The organism is Salinicola sp. NYA28a (genome assembly GCF_976982775.1).
The window spans coordinates 2,238,507-2,256,132 of record NZ_OZ334582.1 but is presented as its reverse complement, the minus strand read 5'-3'; the positions used below and the strand labels follow the sequence as shown (position 1 = coordinate 2,256,132).

16 protein-coding genes are annotated in these 17,626 nt (G+C 62.5%); 12 read left to right on the top strand and 4 right to left on the bottom strand.

Annotated features, from left to right (window positions below):
• Positions 1–118: 118 nt before the first annotated feature.
• The 9 genes from ACWHY3_RS10270 to sthA all read left to right on the top strand — a co-directional run bounded on the left by ACWHY3_RS10270 (position 119) and on the right by sthA (position 8,853).
• Positions 119–1,468 (top strand): Na(+)-translocating NADH-quinone reductase subunit A, encoded by a 1,350-nt coding sequence (locus ACWHY3_RS10270; RefSeq protein WP_448126465.1) that lies wholly within the window; start codon positions 119–121, stop codon positions 1,466–1,468.
• Positions 1,468–2,703, top strand: a complete 1,236-nt coding sequence (locus ACWHY3_RS10265) for an NADH:ubiquinone reductase (Na(+)-transporting) subunit B (protein WP_303855441.1) — start codon at positions 1,468–1,470, stop codon at positions 2,701–2,703. Before ACWHY3_RS10270 ends, ACWHY3_RS10265 begins: the two co-directional genes overlap by 1 nt.
• Complete coding sequence (locus tag ACWHY3_RS10260) at positions 2,700–3,479, top strand: Na(+)-translocating NADH-quinone reductase subunit C (protein WP_087719870.1); 780 nt, start codon at positions 2,700–2,702, stop codon at positions 3,477–3,479. The genes ACWHY3_RS10265 and ACWHY3_RS10260 overlap by 4 nt, the downstream gene beginning before the upstream one ends.
• A 2-nt stretch (positions 3,480–3,481) precedes the next feature.
• Positions 3,482–4,162 carry an NADH:ubiquinone reductase (Na(+)-transporting) subunit D gene (locus ACWHY3_RS10255; RefSeq protein ID WP_448126464.1) on the top strand — a complete coding sequence of 227 codons (681 nt, stop codon included), beginning with the start codon at positions 3,482–3,484 and terminating at the stop codon, positions 4,160–4,162.
• Positions 4,155–4,775, top strand: a complete 621-nt coding sequence (gene nqrE, locus ACWHY3_RS10250; protein ID WP_071233099.1) for an NADH:ubiquinone reductase (Na(+)-transporting) subunit E — start codon at positions 4,155–4,157, stop codon at positions 4,773–4,775. Before ACWHY3_RS10255 ends, nqrE begins: the two co-directional genes overlap by 8 nt.
• A gap of 63 nt (positions 4,776–4,838) precedes the next feature.
• Positions 4,839–6,071 carry an NADH:ubiquinone reductase (Na(+)-transporting) subunit F gene (nqrF, locus tag ACWHY3_RS10245; RefSeq protein WP_087719834.1) on the top strand — a complete coding sequence of 411 codons (1,233 nt, stop codon included), beginning with the start codon at positions 4,839–4,841 and terminating at the stop codon, positions 6,069–6,071.
• Positions 6,068–7,123: an FAD:protein FMN transferase gene (locus ACWHY3_RS10240; protein ID WP_303855437.1), complete on the top strand. Its 1,056-nt coding sequence runs from the start codon at positions 6,068–6,070 to the stop codon at positions 7,121–7,123. The genes nqrF and ACWHY3_RS10240 overlap by 4 nt, the downstream gene beginning before the upstream one ends.
• Positions 7,120–7,377, top strand: coding sequence for a (Na+)-NQR maturation NqrM (gene nqrM, locus ACWHY3_RS10235; protein ID WP_087719832.1), 258 nt, complete (start codon positions 7,120–7,122; stop codon positions 7,375–7,377). The genes ACWHY3_RS10240 and nqrM overlap by 4 nt, the downstream gene beginning before the upstream one ends.
• Positions 7,378–7,461: 84 nt before the next feature.
• Complete coding sequence (gene sthA, locus ACWHY3_RS10230; protein ID WP_087719831.1) at positions 7,462–8,853, top strand: Si-specific NAD(P)(+) transhydrogenase; 1,392 nt, start codon at positions 7,462–7,464, stop codon at positions 8,851–8,853.
• A 144-nt stretch (positions 8,854–8,997) separates the two neighbouring features.
• Here sthA and ACWHY3_RS10225 read toward each other — a convergent pair whose 3' ends face one another.
• From ACWHY3_RS10225 to ACWHY3_RS10215, 3 genes are all read right to left on the bottom strand, one after another.
• Positions 8,998–9,933, bottom strand: a complete 936-nt coding sequence (locus ACWHY3_RS10225; protein ID WP_256961299.1) for a DNA replication terminus site-binding protein — start codon at positions 9,931–9,933, stop codon at positions 8,998–9,000.
• Between the two features lie 211 nt (positions 9,934–10,144).
• Positions 10,145–11,044, bottom strand: coding sequence for a carbon-nitrogen hydrolase (locus tag ACWHY3_RS10220; RefSeq protein WP_332779225.1), 900 nt, complete (start codon positions 11,042–11,044; stop codon positions 10,145–10,147).
• Between the two features lie 66 nt (positions 11,045–11,110).
• The gene (locus ACWHY3_RS10215; protein ID WP_087719829.1) at positions 11,111–12,163 is read right to left on the bottom strand and encodes an agmatine deiminase family protein; all 1,053 of its coding nucleotides are present in this window, start codon (positions 12,161–12,163) and stop codon (positions 11,111–11,113) included.
• 230 nt (positions 12,164–12,393) lie between these two features.
• On the opposite strand from ACWHY3_RS10215, the gene ACWHY3_RS10210 reads away from it, so the two are divergent.
• Positions 12,394–13,635, top strand: a complete 1,242-nt coding sequence (locus tag ACWHY3_RS10210; protein ID WP_448126463.1) for a lipoprotein-releasing ABC transporter permease subunit — start codon at positions 12,394–12,396, stop codon at positions 13,633–13,635.
• Positions 13,628–14,344 carry an ABC transporter ATP-binding protein gene (locus ACWHY3_RS10205; protein WP_448126462.1) on the top strand — a complete coding sequence of 239 codons (717 nt, stop codon included), beginning with the start codon at positions 13,628–13,630 and terminating at the stop codon, positions 14,342–14,344. The genes ACWHY3_RS10210 and ACWHY3_RS10205 overlap by 8 nt, the downstream gene beginning before the upstream one ends.
• A gap of 203 nt (positions 14,345–14,547) precedes the next feature.
• Here ACWHY3_RS10205 and ACWHY3_RS10200 read toward each other — a convergent pair whose 3' ends face one another.
• Positions 14,548–15,078 carry a DUF2062 domain-containing protein gene (locus ACWHY3_RS10200; protein ID WP_448126461.1) on the bottom strand — a complete coding sequence of 177 codons (531 nt, stop codon included), beginning with the start codon at positions 15,076–15,078 and terminating at the stop codon, positions 14,548–14,550.
• 84 nt (positions 15,079–15,162) lie between these two features.
• On the opposite strand from ACWHY3_RS10200, the gene ACWHY3_RS10195 reads away from it, so the two are divergent.
• Entirely contained in the window at positions 15,163–17,529 is a 2,367-nt protein-coding gene (locus ACWHY3_RS10195) for a DNA internalization-related competence protein ComEC/Rec2 (RefSeq protein ID WP_448126460.1), read from the top strand.
• The last annotated feature ends 97 nt before the right edge of the window (positions 17,530–17,626 follow it).

Genomic DNA, 17,626 nt, shown 5'->3' with positions numbered 1-17,626 from the left:
CGGATTCCGTGACGTCACCTTCCTGTTCTTCCTGAGCCTTGCTGCGGGAGTCGGACATGCCTGGCGTCCGTCGAACCTTTTTCCTTATCGACATCAGATTCGACAACTGGGCGAGACTATGATCGAAGTCAAACGAGGCCTGGACCTTCCCGTTGCCGGGGCGCCGGAGCAGCGTATCGACGACGGGCGCGCCGTGCGCCATGTCGCGCTGCTCGGGTCCGACTATGTCGGCATGAAGCCGACCATGGAGGTCCGTGAAGGCGATCGCGTGAAGCGGGGCCAGGTGTTGTTCACCGACAAGAAAGTGGCCGGGGTTCGCTATACAGCTCCCGGCGCCGGCGAGGTGGTCGCGATCAACCGGGGCGAGAAGCGTCGCCTGCTATCGGTGGTCATCAAGCTCGACGAGGAAGAGCAGAGCGAAACCTTCACGGCCCACGGCGTGGATGGGTTGGCGTCGCTTTCACGGTCGCAGGTGGTCGATCAACTGGTCGAGTCCGGCTTGTGGACGGCGCTGAGAACGAGGCCCTTTTCCCGCGTGCCGGAACTCGGCGCGGTGCCGGCCGATATCTTCGTGACGGCCATCGATACGCATCCGCTGTCGGCCGACCCCAAAGTGATCATCGACGCCGATAGCGACGCCTTCCGCCAGGGGCTGCAGGTCATCCGCCACCTGACGCCCGGCAGGGTCTTCGTGAATCGTCGCGGCAATGCCCAATTGCCGGGTGACGATCTGGAAGGCATCCAGGCCGAAGGCTTCGAGGGGCTCCATCCGGCAGGCCTGGTGGGTACGCACATCCACTATCTTTCGCCGGTCGGTCTGCAGCGTCAGGTATGGCATCTTGACTGTCAGGACGTGATCGCCATCGGTAAGCTGTTTGTCGAAGGTCGCTTCGATCCGACCCGCGTGGTCGCCGTCGGCGGGCCCCGAGCCAAGAATCCGCGCCTGGTCCGTACCCGTCTGGGGGCCAGCAGCGAGGAGCTGCTCGAAGGCGAGATCGAGAAACCGGAAGATACGCGAGTCATCTCCGGATCCATTTTCGGCGGTACGCAGTGCGAGGGGACTCGCCAGTTCCTGGGGCGTTTTCACCGTCAGTTCTCGCTGCTGGAAGAGGGCAACAAGCGCGCCTTCATGGGCTGGCTTTCGCCGGGGCGCAACCGTCATTCTGTCATGGGGATCTATGTTTCCCAGTTCCTGGGGCTGCCCAACTACGCACCCAATACGTCGACCAACGGCTCCGAGCGCGCCATGGTGCCGATCGGCGCCTACGAAAAGGTCATGCCGCTGGATATCATGCCGACCCAGCTGCTGCGCTCATTGATCGTCGGCGACATCGAATCGGCCATGCAGCTCGGCTGCCTGGAGCTGGATGAAGAAGACCTCTCGCTGTGCACCTATGTGTGCCCCGGCAAGTACGAGTACGGTCCCATCCTGCGCGACAACCTGACCATGATCGAGAAAGAGGCCTGATGATGGGGATTCGCAATACGCTCGACAAGCTGGAGCCTCATTTCGAGAAGGGCGGCAAGTACGAGAAGTTCTACGCGCTCTACGAGGCGGTCGATACGATCTTCTATTCGCCCCCCAGCGTCACCAAAAGCATGACTCACGTGCGCGACGGGATCGACCTGAAGCGCATCATGATCACGGTCTGGGCCTGTACGTTCCCGGCCATGTTCTTCGGCATGTACAACGCAGGCCTTCAGGCCAACCTGGCGATTGCCGATGGCTTCGGTGCGATCGCTGGCTGGCGTGAAGCGGTGACCATGGCGCTGGCGGGGAGTCACGACCCGGGCAGCATCTGGGCCAATTTCGTGCTGGGGGCGACCTACTTCCTGCCGATCTATCTGGTGACGTTCGTCGTGGGCGGCTTCTGGGAAGTCCTGTTCGCGGTCAAGCGTGGCCATGAAGTCAACGAAGGCTTCTTCGTGACGTCGGTGCTGTTCGCGCTGACGCTGCCGGCGACCATCCCGCTGTGGCAAGTGGCGCTGGGCATCACCTTCGGCGTAGTGATCGGCAAGGAGATCTTCGGCGGAACCGGCAAGAACTTCCTCAACCCGGCACTGACCGGCCGTGCCTTCCTCTATTTCGCCTATCCGGCGCAGATTTCCGGTGACAGCGTCTGGGTGCCGGCCGATGGCTATACCGGCGCCACGGCGCTGTCCAACGCCGCGCTCAACGGCATGGAAGGCCTACATCAGCAGTACAGCTGGTGGGATGCCTTCTTCGGCTTCATCCAGGGTTCCGTGGGGGAAACCTCGACGCTGGCGATCCTGATCGGCGCGGCCGTGCTGCTGCTGACGCGCATCGCCTCCTGGCGCATCATGGCGGGTGTCATGCTCGGCATGATCCTGACCGCGTCGCTGTTCAACGCCATCGGCTCCGACAGCAACCCGATGTTCGCGATACCGTGGTACTGGCATCTGGTGCTGGGTGGCTTCGCCTTCGGCATGGTGTTCATGGCGACCGATCCCGTGTCGGCGTCGATGACCAACAACGGCAAACTGATCTTCGGTGCGCTGATCGGCGTGATGACCGTGCTGATCCGTGTGGTCAACCCGGCTTTCCCCGAGGGCATCATGCTGGCAATCCTGTTTGCCAACCTGTTCGCGCCATTGATCGATCACATCTTCGTGCAGGCCAATATCAAACGTCGCCAGAAGCGGCTGGCGAGCCTGACGCCCACCGAAAAGGAGGCTGTCTGATGGCGAGCAACAACTCGATCAAGAAGACGCTGATCGTCGCATTTTCTCTCTGCGTCATCTGCTCGGTGGTCGTCTCGTCCGCGGCCGTGGTGCTGAAGCCGAAGCAACTGCAGAACCAGGCGCTGGACCGCAAGAGCAACATCCTGCAGGTCACGCAGCTCTACAAGCCGGGCGATGACATCGAGGAGAAGTACGCCGAGCTGATCACGCCGCGTGTGGTCAATCTGGAAACCGGCGACTACTCCGAAGATCTGGACCCGAACAACTACGATCAGTTCGACGCCGCCAGAGATCCGGCAACGTCTCGCACGCTGTCGGGCGATGACGATATCGCGGGTATCGGGCGCCAGGAGAAGTTCTCGACGGTCTATCTCGTCGGGAATCCCGACGATCCGGACCAGATCGTCATGCCGATCCGCGGCCAGGGGCTGTGGGGGCTGATGGAGGGCTTCTTGTCCGTGCGTGGCGATGGCAATACCATCGTGGGACTTTCCTACTACGACCAGTCCGAAACCCCGGGCCTCGGCGGCGAGGTCGACAACCCGCGCTGGAAGGCCAAGTGGGACGGCAAGAAAATCTACGAGGACGGAGATTTTCAGGATCCCCAGATTCAACTCGTGAAAGGCGGTGCCAGCGGCGAGTACGAAGTCGATGCGCTGTCGGGAGCCTCGCTCACCAGCCGAGGCGTCACCAACATGTTGCGGTTCTGGCTGAGTGACGAGGGCTATGCCCCATATCTCGCCCGATTCCACGACGATTCCCAAGGAGGAGCGTGAAGATGGCTACGGACTCCGTAAAAGACGTCGTTCTGTCACCGGTCTTCAAGAACAACCCGATCGCCCTGCAGGTACTGGGGATCTGTTCCGCGCTGGCGGTGACCAACTCCATGAGCGTATCGCTGGTCATGGGGCTCGCGGTCATTGCCGTGACGGCCTTCTCCAGCATGTTCGTCTCGCTGATCCGCAATCACATTCCGTCGTCGATCCGCATCATCGTGCAGATGACGATCATCGCGTCGCTGGTCATCGTGGTCGATCAGGTGCTGCGCGCCTATGCCTACGAGATGTCCAAGCAGCTGTCGGTGTTCGTCGGTCTGATCATCACCAACTGTATCGTCATGGGACGCGCCGAAGCCTACGCCATGCAGAACGGCCCGGCGATGAGCTTCCTCGATGGCGTCGGCAACGGGCTCGGCTATGCCGTCATCCTGCTGATCGTCGGTTTCGTTCGTGAGCTGCTGGGGTCGGGCAGCGTGTTCGGTCTGACTATCCTGCCGACCGTACAGAATGGTGGCTGGTACGTGCCCAACGGGCTGATGCTGTTGCCGCCGTCAGCCTTCTTCGTCATCGGTCTGCTGATCTGGATATTGCGCTCGCTCAATCCCGAGCAGATCGAGAAGACGGAGTACCGAATCGTTGCCAACAGCAAGGCCAAGATCAAGGAGACTGCCAATGTTTGAGCACTATCTCAGCCTGTTCGTGAAGGCGGTCTTCGTCGAGAACATGGCGTTGGCGTTCTTCCTCGGCATGTGTACGTTCCTGGCCGTTTCCAAGAAGATCTCTTCGGCGATCGGTCTGGGCATTGCGGTCGTCGTGGTTCTCACCATCACGGTGCCGGTCAATAACCTGATCCTCAACTATCTGCTGAAGGCCGGTGCGCTGAGCTGGACCGGCCTCGAGGGCGCCGAGAACATCGATCTCAGCTTCCTGGGGCTGTTGAGCTATATCGGCGTCATCGCGGCGATCGTCCAGATCCTCGAGATGTTCCTCGACAAGTTCGTGCCTGCGCTCTACAACGCGCTGGGCGTGTTCCTGCCGCTGATCACCGTCAACTGCGCCATCATGGGTGCCTCGCTGTTCATGGTGCAGCGTGACTACACCTTCGGCGAGTCGGTGATCTACGGTGCCGGCGCGGGCGCTGGCTGGGCGCTGGCGATCATGGCGCTTGCGGGTATCCGCGAAAAGCTCAAGTACAGTGATGTGCCCGGCAGCCTGCAGGGGCTGGGGATCACGTTCATCACGGCCGGTCTGATGTCGTTGGGCTTCATGTCCTTCTCCGGCATCCAGCTCTGACGCCAGCAAGACCCATGGCGTTCAGGCAACGACATCAACGCAACAAGGAAATAGGAACCCGACATGGTTGATACATCCATCATCGTGCTCGGCGTCGTCATGTTCACCGTGATCGTGCTGGGGCTGGTGGCGGTCATCCTGGCCGCACGCAGCCGGCTGGTCAGCAGCGGTGACGTGGCGATCGAGATCAATGGCGACCCTGACAACACCGTGACGACGCAGGCCGGGGGCAAGCTGCTCCAGACCCTGGCTGCCAACGGCATCTTTCTGTCGTCAGCGTGTGGCGGCGGCGGCTCCTGCGCGCAGTGCAAATGCCAGGTGAGCGAAGGCGGCGGCTCCATCCTGCCGACCGAGGAGTCTCACTTCACCCTGCGTGAGAAGAAGGAAGGCTGGCGCCTCTCCTGCCAGGTGCCGGTCAAGCAGGACATGAAGATTCGCGTGCCGGATGAGGTCTTCGGCGTCAAGAAGTGGGAATGCGAGGTCATCGAGAATCCCAACGTCGCGACCTTCATCAAGGAGCTGAACCTCAAGCTTCCGGAAGGCGAGGAAGTGGCATTCCGTGCCGGTGGCTACGTGCAGCTGGTGGCGCCGCCCTACGACGTGAAGTTCTCCGATTTCGATATCGAGGAGCAGTATCGCGGCGACTGGGAGAACTTCGGGCTGTTCAACCTCACGCACAAGAACGACGAAGAGGTGATTCGCGCCTACTCGATGGCGAACTATCCCGAAGAGAAAGGGATTCTCAAGTTCAACATCCGTATCGCGACGCCGCCCCCGAAATCCAGCCATCCGCCGGGGCTGATGTCGACCTACGTCTTCAGCCTGAAGCCGGGCGACAAGGTGACCGTCATGGGGCCGTTCGGTGAATTCTTCGCCAAGGATACCGAGGCCGAGATGGTGTTCATCGGCGGCGGTGCGGGCATGGCGCCCATGCGTAGCCATATCTTCGATCAGCTCAAGCGCCTGAAGTCCACGCGAAAGATGTCGTTCTGGTATGGCGCTCGCTCCTGGCGGGAGACGTTCTACAACGAGGAGTACGACCAGCTGGCCGAGGAGTTCGATAACTTCGAATGGCACCTGGCGCTCTCCGACCCGCAGCCGGAGGACAATTGGGAAGGGCCGACCGGGTTCATCCACAATGTGCTCTACGAGAACTATCTCAAGAATCATCCGGCGCCGGAAGATTGCGAGTACTACATGTGCGGGCCGCCGATGATGAACGCCTCCGTGATCAAGATGCTGACTGATCTGGGGGTAGAGCCCGAAAACATCATGCTGGATGATTTCGGCGGATGATCGAACGGCCCCAGCGCCGAGTGACAGGGCCGATCCTTCTGGGATTGGCCCTGCTGCTATTCGCACTGCTGGCCGGGTGCGAGCGCGAACCTCAATCCTACCGGCTGGAAGGACCGATTTTCGGCACCGGATTTCACGTCACATTCTACGGTGACTACGACGACGAACAGCTCGACAGGATCGAGCATTCGGTCAAGGATGCACTGCATCGCGTCGACCGCCTGATGTCGACCTACAAGCCCGACTCCGAGCTGTCGCGCTTCAACCAGGCAGTAGTGGGCGAGCCGTTCGAGCTCTCCCCGGAGACGGCTGAGGTGATTCGGGAAGCGATTCGCGTGGGTAACATGTCCAACGGCGCTTTCGATGTCACGGTCGGATCGGCCGTCAATCTCTGGGGCTTTGGTCCGGACAAGCACCCGGATCGCGTGCCCGATGACGAGGAGATCGCCGCCGCGCTGGAGGCGGTCGACTACAAGGCACTCCAACTCGATGGTGATACGCTGACCAAGACCAAACCGGTCTACGTGGATCTCTCCGGTATTGCCAAGGGGTATGGTGTCGATGCCGTCGCCCGGGCGCTGGACGACCTGGGGGTGAGCCGATACCTGGTCGAGGTGGGCGGCGAAATTCGCACGCGAGGCAGCAAGCCCGGCGAGCAGCCGTGGCGGATCGCGGTGGAAAAGCCGGTCTCGAACGAACGTAGCGTGCAGCGTATCATTGAGCTGGATGACTCGGCAGTGGCGACATCGGGCGACTACCGCAACTATTTCGAAAGCGATGGCAAGCGTTATTCGCATACCATCGACCCGCGGACCGGACGCCCGATCACGCATCATCTGGTTTCCGTGACGGTGATCACGGCTGACTGCATGACCGCTGATGCCCTGGCGACGGCCATCGATGTCATGGGGCCGGACGCCGGCTTTGCCATGGCCGAGCGTGAAAACCTGGCGGTCTATCTCGTTGTCAAAACGCCGGAAGGCTTCGAAACGCGGGTGTCCACGGCGTTTCAAAACTATCTCAAAGATTCGGAAGAGGAGGATCAGTCATGACGATCTGGATTCTGGCCTTCGCCATCATGCTGCTGTTGGTAGGCGGCATGGCGATTGGTGTCATCCTGGGACGCAAGCCGATTGCCGGTTCCTGCGGTGGTCTCAATACCCTCGGCCTCAAAAGCGGCTGCGAGATCTGCGGTGGCAACGACAAGGTCTGTGAAGAAGAGAGTCGCAAGAATGTCGCTGGTGCGCGCCGGCGCAGCGATGAAAATCGCGGTGCGGATCTTGGCTACAACGCCGTCAAACGTTGAGTAGCGGCAGTATCGGGTTCGTTTGTCGGTCGCCACGATCCAATCAGGTCGTACCAGCCATCATGTAAGGAGTAGGCGAAGCAAATGGCAGTTCACAACTATGACGTCGTGGTCATCGGCTCGGGACCCGCGGGTGAGAGCGCCGCGATCAATGCGGCGAAACATGGCAAGCGCGTCGCCATTGTCGAACGGCAGTCGTCTGTCGGTGGCAACTGCACGCATTGGGGAACGATTCCTTCCAAGGCGCTGCGACATCAGGTCAAGCAGATCATGCAGTTCAATACCAACCGCATGTTCCGTGATATTGGCGAGCCGCGCTGGTTCTCGTTTCCCAAGGTGCTGGAGCGTTCTCGCGTGACGATCGACCAGCAGGTCGAACTGCGTACCAAGTTCTACTCTCGCAATCGCATCGATCTGTTTTTCGGCGTGGCACGCTTTCGCGACGAACATACGGTCGTCGTGCGGGACAATCACGAAGGCGCGGAAGAGCTCACTGCTCCTCAATTCGTGATCGCCACCGGGTCACGGCCTTATCGTCCGGCCGACGTCAATTTCCGCCATCCGCGGATTTACTGCTCGGACACCATTCTCGGGCTGTCGCATACCCCGCGGACACTGATCATCTATGGTGCCGGCGTGATCGGCTCGGAGTACGCTTCCATCTTCTCCGGCCTGGGCGTCAAGGTCGATCTGATCGACACCCGCGAGCGCCTGCTCTCCTTCCTCGATGACGAGATCAGCGATGCGCTCTCCTATGAGCTGCGCAACAACGGTGTGCTGATTCGACACAACGAAGCGTATCGTAGCGTCGAGGGCGACGAGGCTGGCGTGGTGGTCAACCTGGAGTCCGGCAAGCGGCTTCGCGCCGATGCCTTCCTCTGGGCCAACGGACGTACCGGTAATACCGATGAACTCGGCCTCGAGAACATCGGTCTCGAGCCCAACGGCCGTGGCCAGTTGCAGGTCGACGGCCACTACCGTACCCAGATTCCGCACATCTACGCGGTGGGTGACGTGATCGGCTGGCCGAGCCTGGCGAGTGCGGCCTACGACCAGGGACGCAGCGCCAGTGACGAATTTCTCGGCGAGGAATTCCGCTTCGTCGATGACATTCCCACCGGTATCTACACGATTCCCGAGATCAGCTCCGTGGGCAAGACCGAGCGGGAGCTGACCGAAGCCAAGGTGCCTTACGAGGTCGCCCAGGCCTTCTTCAAGGATACCGCGCGCGCGCAGATTACCGGCGACACGGCGGGAATGCTCAAGATCCTGTTCCATCGCGAGACACTGGAGATCCTGGGGATCCACTGCTTCGGCGACCAGGCCTCCGAGATCGTGCATATCGGTCAGGCGATCATGCAGCAGAAGGGCGAGGCCAATACGCTGCGCTACTTCATCAATACGACGTTCAATTATCCCACCATGGCCGAAGCGTATCGAATCGCTGCCCAGAACGGCTTGAACCGACTTTTCTGAGTGGCCTGGTCGTCGTTCGCCCCTGAATTGCAGCCTTGTCATCGAGGCTTCGCGACTCAGGGGCGACGGCGTTTCTGGCGTCTCGTTTTCTGCAGGGTGGGAGATGCTGCCAATCCGCGTTGCGCCATAGGGTGCTGAGCGGGGTCAGACTTCCGAATCGTCGCTGCCGTCGACGGCGTCTTGCTCGCGCTGTTTGTCGAGCGCGATCTCCAGCGCCGGGTTGCGATAGCGGTAGATGCGCAAGCTCTTCAGGAAGACATCGTCCTCCAGTCGCTGATCGGAACGGCGTGCACGGGTTCGTGTTGCCGGCGGCCGTATCGGCGGGTCGTTGAGATGTGGCAGTTTCAGTGCCGGGTCCGGAATGAACAGCGGCAAGGGCAGGTTCATGGCGCGCCGCATTCGCCCGTCCGCCAGCGCTTCGCGGAAGAAGAGATTGGCACGCATCACCGGTGCCTGCTGCTGGATCTGCGCCAGTGGCTCGCCGTCCGGAATGTCGGCGAGCTTGCGCAACTGGATCTGGATATGAGACGCCGACAGGTCCATCTGCTTCAACCTGGCTTCTGCGTCGGCCACGCTCATTCGCTTGATCGAGCGGCCGCTGGTGTACCAAGCCAGCCTGATCCGCGATAACGGCGCGTCGGCGATAGGCACCTGGCGCCAGCACTGCTTGAGATGAAGCCTAGCGAGCCCTTGGCCACGCAGATGATCATGCAGTACCGGATGCCGGAAAGGCAGCACGGCCTTGACCTCGGAGATGAGTCGAGGGGCAGACTGGCGAATGCGTTTCAGCGTCGCGGCGAATCGGGCCTTGCCGAGATTGACCGTCTGGACGGCGTCCATGATCGCCGGCCCCGCGACGACCACGCCGATGTAATTGCGTGTTTCGCGGCCGTCCTGTCCGTCCTGATACCAGAAGTCGGTCAGTGCGCTGCGTAGCCATTGCGCGTCGACCGTCGTCTCGCCCAGTGCCCAGGCAGGTGTCGGATTGTTGGCGTAGGCCGTTGCCAGCTGTTCGACCGCCTCGATCAGACGGTCGAAATCGGATTCCAGCTCGGCCAGCAAGCGATACTGCAGTTCCATGTTCTTCCCTTGAAGACAGATACTGTTTTATACCGTTATCTTTTCCAGTGCGTCTACCAATGGGCGAAATTTTTTCCCAGCGGGGAAGGAGTGGCCATACAGAGAGAACAGTTGCCCAGAGAGCGGTCATTTAGAAAGGGCGGTTATCTAGACAAATCGACCGTCTTGCGCCGCTGCCATCGCCGGAACGATGGCAGCGGCGATGATCACGTCAGCGGTCGCGATAGCGGCGGGTCAGGTCGCCGTAGGCGTCGATCCGTCGGTCACGCAGGTAGGGCCAGATGCGGCGGACATCTTCGCTGCGAAGCAGGTCGACCTCCACCAACAGGTTCTGGCTTTCCTCGCCACCATGGGTCAGCAGCTCGCCCTGGGGCCCGCAGACGAAACTGCCACCCCAGAAGTCGATGCCTTCACCGACGCCGGAGAGATCGGGCTCGTGGCCGACCCGGTTGGCGACGATGACCGGCAAGCCGTTGGCGACACCGTGAGAGCGCTGGATCAGGGTCCAGGCATCCTTCTGGCGCTGCTTCTCCGCCGTGTCGTCGGAAGGCGTCCAGCCGATGGCGGTGGGGTAAAGCAGAAGATCCGCGCCCGCCAACGCCATCAATCGAGCCGCTTCCGGATACCACTGATCCCAGCAGACCAGCACGCCGAGGCGGCCGACGGAAGTATCGATCGGCTCGAAGCCCTGCTTGGCGTCTTCGTCGCCAGGCGTGAAGTAGAACTTCTCGTAGAAGCCGGGATCGTCGGGAATGTGCATCTTGCGATAATGACCGACGCGGCCCCGGGCGCGGTCCAGCACGATCGCGGTGTTGTGGTAGAGCCCCGCGGCGCGGCGTTCGAAGATCGAGCCGACGATGACGATATCCAGCTCGCGGGCCAGGGTCGCGAGCCGTTGGCCGGTCGGGCCATCCAGGGGCTCGGCCAGATCGAACAGCTCGGTATCTTCGCACTGGCAGAAGTAGTGTGTCGCGTGCAGTTCCTGCAGCAGTACCAGTTCGGCACCTTGGGCGGCGAGCTCGCGGATACCGGCTTCACTCGCTTCGAGACTGCGCTGCTTGTCTGGCCAGGCTTGCTGCTGGACCAGGCCGACCTTTAGCGTTCTGGACATGATCTCTCCTTAACCTGTATTTCGAACCGGCTCTTTACTGACTCGGCTTCTCGCCCTGGTTTCCACTCAGCCCAAGGATAGCGAGGGGTTGAGCGATCCGCGTGGCAACTGCATGGTCAGGCAGTGAAGGCTGCCATGCTGACGAATGACGGCGCGACAGTCGATCGGTATCACGTCGCGGCCGGGGAAGGCGCCGTCGATGACCTTGAGTGCCTGGAAATCCGCGGCATCGCCATAGGTCGGAACCAGGACGGCGCCGTTGATGATCAGGAAGTTGGCGTACGTCGCCGGCAAGCGGTGGCCGTCGTCCGGATCGAAGCAGGGCTTGGGCCAGGGAAGTGCCAGCAGGCGATAGGGCGAGCCGTCCTCGCGGCGTAGCGCCTTGAGTTCGTTCTCCATCGCCGCCAAGGCCTCGTAATGCGGGTCCTGGGGATCGTCACAACGCACGTAGGCGATCGTCGCCGGGTCGCAGAAGCGCGCCAGAGTGTCGATATGGCTGTCGGTATCGTCGCCTTCGAGATGACCGTTCTCGAGCCATAGCACGCGGGAGACGCCGAGCTGCTCGCCCAGGCAGGTCTCGATGGCGTCGCGGTCGAGGTCCGGGTTGCGATTGGGATTGAGCAGGCAGGCGCTGGTGGTGAGCAGCGTGCCTTCGCCGTCGGTGTCGATGGCGCCGCCTTCGAGTATCAGCATCTGTGGCTCGACCGGTGCTGCGAATACCTGTTGGGATGCCAGCGCCCGAGTCAGGGCGTCGTCCCGTTCGGCGGCGAACTTGCCACCCCACCCGGTGAAGACGTAGTCGAGCAATGTCAGGCGACCTTCGCGCTCGATGGCGATCGGGCCGTGATCCCGGGCCCAGGTATCGTCGCTCGGTGCCACGACGAGATGCCAGCGCCGGGTGTCGATGCCCAGCGCGGTGAAACGCGCCGCCAGGCGTTCGCGCTGAGGCTCGTCATGCACGACGACCAGCACCGGCTGGTAGCGAGTGATGGCTACGACCATCGCTTCCAGCGTTGCCTCGATATGCTCGAGCAACGGTGCCCAATCGCTGGTCGGGGTCGGCCAGGTCAGTTGAATGGCATCCTGGGGGTGCCACTCGGGGAACAGACGAAGGGTCATGATGGTCTCCATAGCGGGACGCGGCATTGTAGAGCCTGATCGCGGCGATGCAAGCAGGAGTCGCGCGTCGTCTCGACGCATCGACGACAGCGCTCGTCACCGCTTTCCGGTGAGCGCCAGTGTAGCGTGGGCGACGCCGCTGGCAAGCCGAAGGTCGCCCGACAATCTGGCGTTTTCGGGAACCGACAAAACCCGTAACATGAGCCGCTGCTGACAAGGAATCCAACCTGATGCTCGACCGTTTACCCTTTCTGGTGGGCCTGAGATACGTCCGGGCCAAACGACGTAATCACTTCATCTCCTTCATATCGCTCACGTCGATGCTTGGCCTGGCCCTGGGGGTCGCTGTCCTCATCCTGGTGCTGTCGGTCATGAACGGCTTCGATCACGAGTTGCGCACTCGCGTGCTCGGCATGGTGCCGCATACCCGTATCGAACAGCAGGGCGGCATGCAGAACTGGAAAGCGCTGGCCGAGAAGGTCGACCAGCACAGGGATGTCGTCGCCTCGGCCCCCTACGTGCAGCAGCAGGGCATGTTCTCGGCCAGCGGGCGAACCCAGGGCACCATGGTCACCGGGGTTCAGCCCGACTACGAGCGTGACGTCTCGATCATCGATCAGCACATGCAGACCGGCACCCTCGACGATCTCTCGGCCGGCAGCTGGCATGTCGTGCTCGGCTCGCTGCTGGCACGCAATCTCGGCGTCGGCGTGGGTGACCGGGTGACGCTGCTGGTGCCGGAGGCATCGATCACGCCCGGGGGCGTGTTCCCGCGCCTGAAGCGCTTCACCGTCAGCGGGATCTTCAAGGTCGGCGCCGACCTGGATGCCAACCTCGCCTATGCCAATATCGAGGACATGCAGACGCTGGCTCGCCTGGGTGACAAGGTCGACGGGCTGCGGCTGGAACTCAACGATCTTTTCCAGGCGGGGCCGGTGACCCGAGACATCGTCTCGAATCTGGGCGCCGGCTATCGGGGCATGGACTGGACCTATACCCACGGCAACCTGTTCCAGGCGATCCAGATGGAGAAGCACATGATCGGCCTGCTGCTGATGGTGATCGTCGCGGTGGCCGCGTTCAACATCGTCTCGACGCTGGTCATGGTGGTCACCGACAAGCATGCGGACATCGCCATTCTGCGTACCATCGGCGCCAAGCCGAAGTCGATCATGGGCATCTTCGTCGTGCAGGGGCTGGCGATCGGCATCATCGGTATCGTGATCGGGGTGATTGCCGGCGTGATCCTGGCGCTGACGGTGTCCGACATCATTGCCTGGTTCCAGGCCGTTTCCGGTATCCAGTTCCTCGATCCCAACGTCTATTTCATCAGTTATCTGCCTTCGCGGCTCGAGATGAGCGACCTGGGCGTGATCGTCTCCAGCGCTTTCGGACTGACCTTCCTGTCGACGCTCTATCCGGCCTGGCGAGCGGCCCGTATCCAGCCGGCAGAGGTACTGCGTTATGAGTGAAGCCAATTTCCGGTCATCGTCTGCCAGCGGAGACAACATCATGCTCGACTGCCGCCAACTCACGCGGACCTACAGCGAAGGCCCGCAGGATCTCACCGTACTCGATCATCTGGACCTGCAGGTGAGAGCGGGAGAGCGAGTGGCCGTCGTCGGGAGTTCCGGCTCCGGCAAGACCACGCTGCTCAACCTGCTGGGCGGGCTCGACCGGCCCACGGCCGGCGAGGTCGTCATCGGTGGCCAATCGCTGGCGGGGCTGGGCGAGGCGGCCCTGGGCAGCTTTCGTAACCGCTATATCGGTTTCGTCTACCAGTTCCACCATCTACTGGCGGAGTTCACTGCGGCGGAGAACGTCGCGCTGCCGCTGATCATTCGCGGTCAGACTCGGAAAGTCGCCGTCGACAAGGCCCTGCAGTTGCTGGATCGCGTCGGCATGGCGCCACGTGGAGCCCACAAGCCGGGCGAGCTGTCGGGCGGCGAGCGCCAGCGCGTGGCCATCGCCAGGGCGCTGGTCACCAATCCCAGTCTGGTATTGATGGACGAGCCGACCGGTAACCTGGATCAGACCACGGCAGCCAACATTCTCGCCATGGTGGACGAGCTCGCGGCGACCACCGACTGTGCGTTCGTGGTGGTCACCCACGACATGTCGCTGGCGGCGCATCAGGATCGCACGATGCGTCTGGACAGAGGCCAGTTGACCGCCGTGTGAGCTGACGCAGCGAGTTTTCGCAGAGCCTAAAGCTGACGCCGCTCTGGACGATCAATAGTCCAGGGCGGCGTTTTTTTGCGCCTTCGTGAAGTGAATCGAAGGAAAGATCCTTCGTGAAGTGAATCGAAGGAAAGATCCTTCGTGAAGTGAATCGAAGGAAAGATTATGTGCTGGAGGAGTCGGAGCGAGCGGGGGAGTGGGGCTCAGTGTCTTTGCCGGCGCTGGCGGCGCTTGGCGCGCCGTCGCCAGCTGCGGTAGATCTGGAAGCGCCAGATGAGCCGTATCAGAACGTTGCTGACGATGGCCAGCACCAAGCCAACGATTACCGAGCCGACCGCCAGCGGCAGGACGATGTGCGCCATCTGTTCGGCGATCCACATCGTGGTGATGTGATCCGGCACCTTGCGGGCCGGGTAGTCCAGCACCCAAGCTCCCACGCGATAGTTGAAGTAGAAGACTACCGGCATCGTCAGCGGATTGGTCAGCCAGACCAGGCTGACGGACAGCGGCAGGTTGCCGCGAAAGCAGTAGGCGCCGAAGGCGGCCAGCAGCATCTGGCAGGGGATCGGCAGCATGGCGGCGAACAGGCCGACCATGCAGGCGTTGGCAACGCTATGACGAGAAAGCACCCACATCGCCGGATCGCCCAGCATGTGGTGCATGAAACGCAAAGAGCGAGTGCGCTGTAGCCTCTCCTGGCTGGGAATGTAGCGTTGTAACCATCGACGAGACATGAGGCCGCTCGCTGAACGAAGAAGGCCCATTATCCATACAACCTCAAGGCCCCGCCATGTTAAGTCCGTTTATCGGGAATGCCGATGTTGACGGCGACTGACGCCGCAAGGCGGGTCTCCGCCTTGGCGAGACGCCCGGGCTGGGCGATGCCGCTGGCACTGGCGGCGGTAGCCGGCTCGCTCGTCGGGTACCGAACCGGGGGCGAGTCGCTGTCGGAGATACTGTCCGTCACGATCGCTGCGTTGCTGCTGGCGGTTGCGCTGTGGCGACGCTCGCTGTGGGGCGTGCTGGCGGTCCTGGCCTTCCTGAGTTGCGCGCATCAGGTTGGCCAGCAGCGCGCCGGGGGGCTTCCGGAATCGCTCGCCGGCCACGACTTCAGGCTGACGGGCCGAATCCATGCGCTGGATGTCGATCCGCGTCGAGCGCGCTTTCGCTTCGAGGTGGAGGCCTGTGAGCCCAGGGCTTCCGGCGACGTCTGTCCTGGCAGCACCCGGCTCCGGCTTTCCTGGTATGACGCGCCCGCGCTTCAGAAGGGGGAGCGCTGGCAACTGACGGCTCGTCTGCGCCAGCCGCTGGGGTTCGCCAATCCAGACACCTTCGATTATGGCGGTTGGCTCTGGCGGGAAGGGATCCAGGCGCTGGGCTATATTCGCGACGACTCGCCGGAAAAGCTGACCACGGCTAGTTTTTCTCCACGTCAGGCCGCCTTGGACCAATTGGACGCCGCCGATATCTCGCCGCTGGGCAGACGCTGGCTGGCGGCGCTGACGCTGGGTGCCGACGAGCGCCTCGACGACGATGACTGGGACTTGCTGAACGCGACCGGCACGACCCATCTGATGGTTATCTCGGGGCTCCACATCGGGCTCGTGGCAGCGCTCTGTCTATGGCTGCTGAGACGCGTGGCGCGGGTCTTGCAGCCGTTGTCCTGGCGGATGACGTCCTGGCCGTGGCTGGGAGCCGGGCTGGCAGCCTTCGCCTACGCGGGATTGGCGGGTTTCGAGCCACCGGCGGTACGTGCGGCGATCATGGCGGCGATCGGTCTGTGGGCGGCGAGCGGTCGTCATGCGCCCGGCTGGTGGCAAGCCTGGTGGCTGGCGCTGGGGCTCGTCGTGGTCACCGACCCGCTGGCGCCGTGGCGCCCCGGGCTCTGGCTGTCGTTCGCGGCGGTTGCCGTGCTGATCCTCGCCTGGTCGGGGCGGCCCCGACCTTCAGGAGGGCGAGGGTGGTGCCTTGCGCTGCTGCGCAGTCAGTGGATGCTGGCGCCGATCATGGCAGCGGCGGTATTGCTCGCCTTCGGGCGATTGTCGTCGCTGGCGCCGTTGATCAACCTGATCGCGGTTCCGCTCGTGAGCAGCCTGATGGTGCCTCTCGGATTCGTCGGCTGGCTGTTCGCGATCTGGCCGCCATTGGCCAGCTGGGCATGGTGGCCCTTCGATCAGTTGGCCAATGGGTTGGCTGGTGTCCTCGCGCAGGCCGCCGACAGCCTGCCACTCTGGACGCCAAGCCCCTGGTGGCGCTGGCCGGTCGCCGTTGCGCTGCTGCTGTGGGGGCTGCTCTGGTTGCTGCCGGGCGTGACTCGCATGACGCGAGCGTGGGCCTGTCCGTCGCTGCTGATTCTGGTGCTGCTGCTTCGGCCGCCCAGCCTGGATCGGGGAGAGTTGATCGTCACGGTCTATGACGTCGGCCAGGGGCAACTGGTCGAACTGAAGACCCGTGACCGGCGCGTGCTAGTCGATACCGGGCCGCGCTTCGGGTCGGGTTTCATGCCGGCGAGCCTGCTGTGGCCTGCCGGACAACGTTTCGACGATGTCATCGTCACGCATAGCGACAATGATCATTCGGGCGGCATCGCCGCGCTGCGCCAGGATCATCGCGTCGAGCGCTGGTGGGCGCCACGCGGCAACGATCTGTCATTGCCATCGCGGCCTTGCGAGGCGGGTGGCAGCTGGCGAGACGAAGGCATCTCCTGGCGGTTCCTGTCTCCGCCTGTCGGCGATATCGCCTCGAATGCCAACGACCGTTCCTGCGTACTGCTGGTCACCGTGGGAGCACGCCGGGTACTGATCACCGGTGATGCCGGAACGGAGCGGGAGCGCGGGTTCATCGAGGCATTGGAGAGCGGGCCAGCGGGATCGCGCCCGCTCGACGTACTGATGGCCGGCCATCACGGTAGTGCCACCAGTTCGTCGGAGGCGTTGGTGGCGGCGACGCGGCCTGCCGAGGTCATCTTCAGCAGCGGCCGCGGCAATCCGTTCGGTCATCCGGCGCCCTCGGTCGTCCAGCGGTTCGTCGACGCCGGCAGCCGGGTCTGGAACACCGCCTACGATGGCGCCGTCCGCGTTGCCCTGACGCCGGCCAGCGTCACCGTCCGCGCACAACGATATCCGGGCTGGTCGCGCCGGTCGGCTGTCGACGGCGCGGATGATGGGGTAGAATCCAGCCCCTGAATGCGCCCGAGTTGCGTAAGAACCTGTTCACCATCTGCTGCGCGTCGGGCCAAGCGTTGTTGAAGACGACTTCGGAAGATTCATCATGCTCATGCAA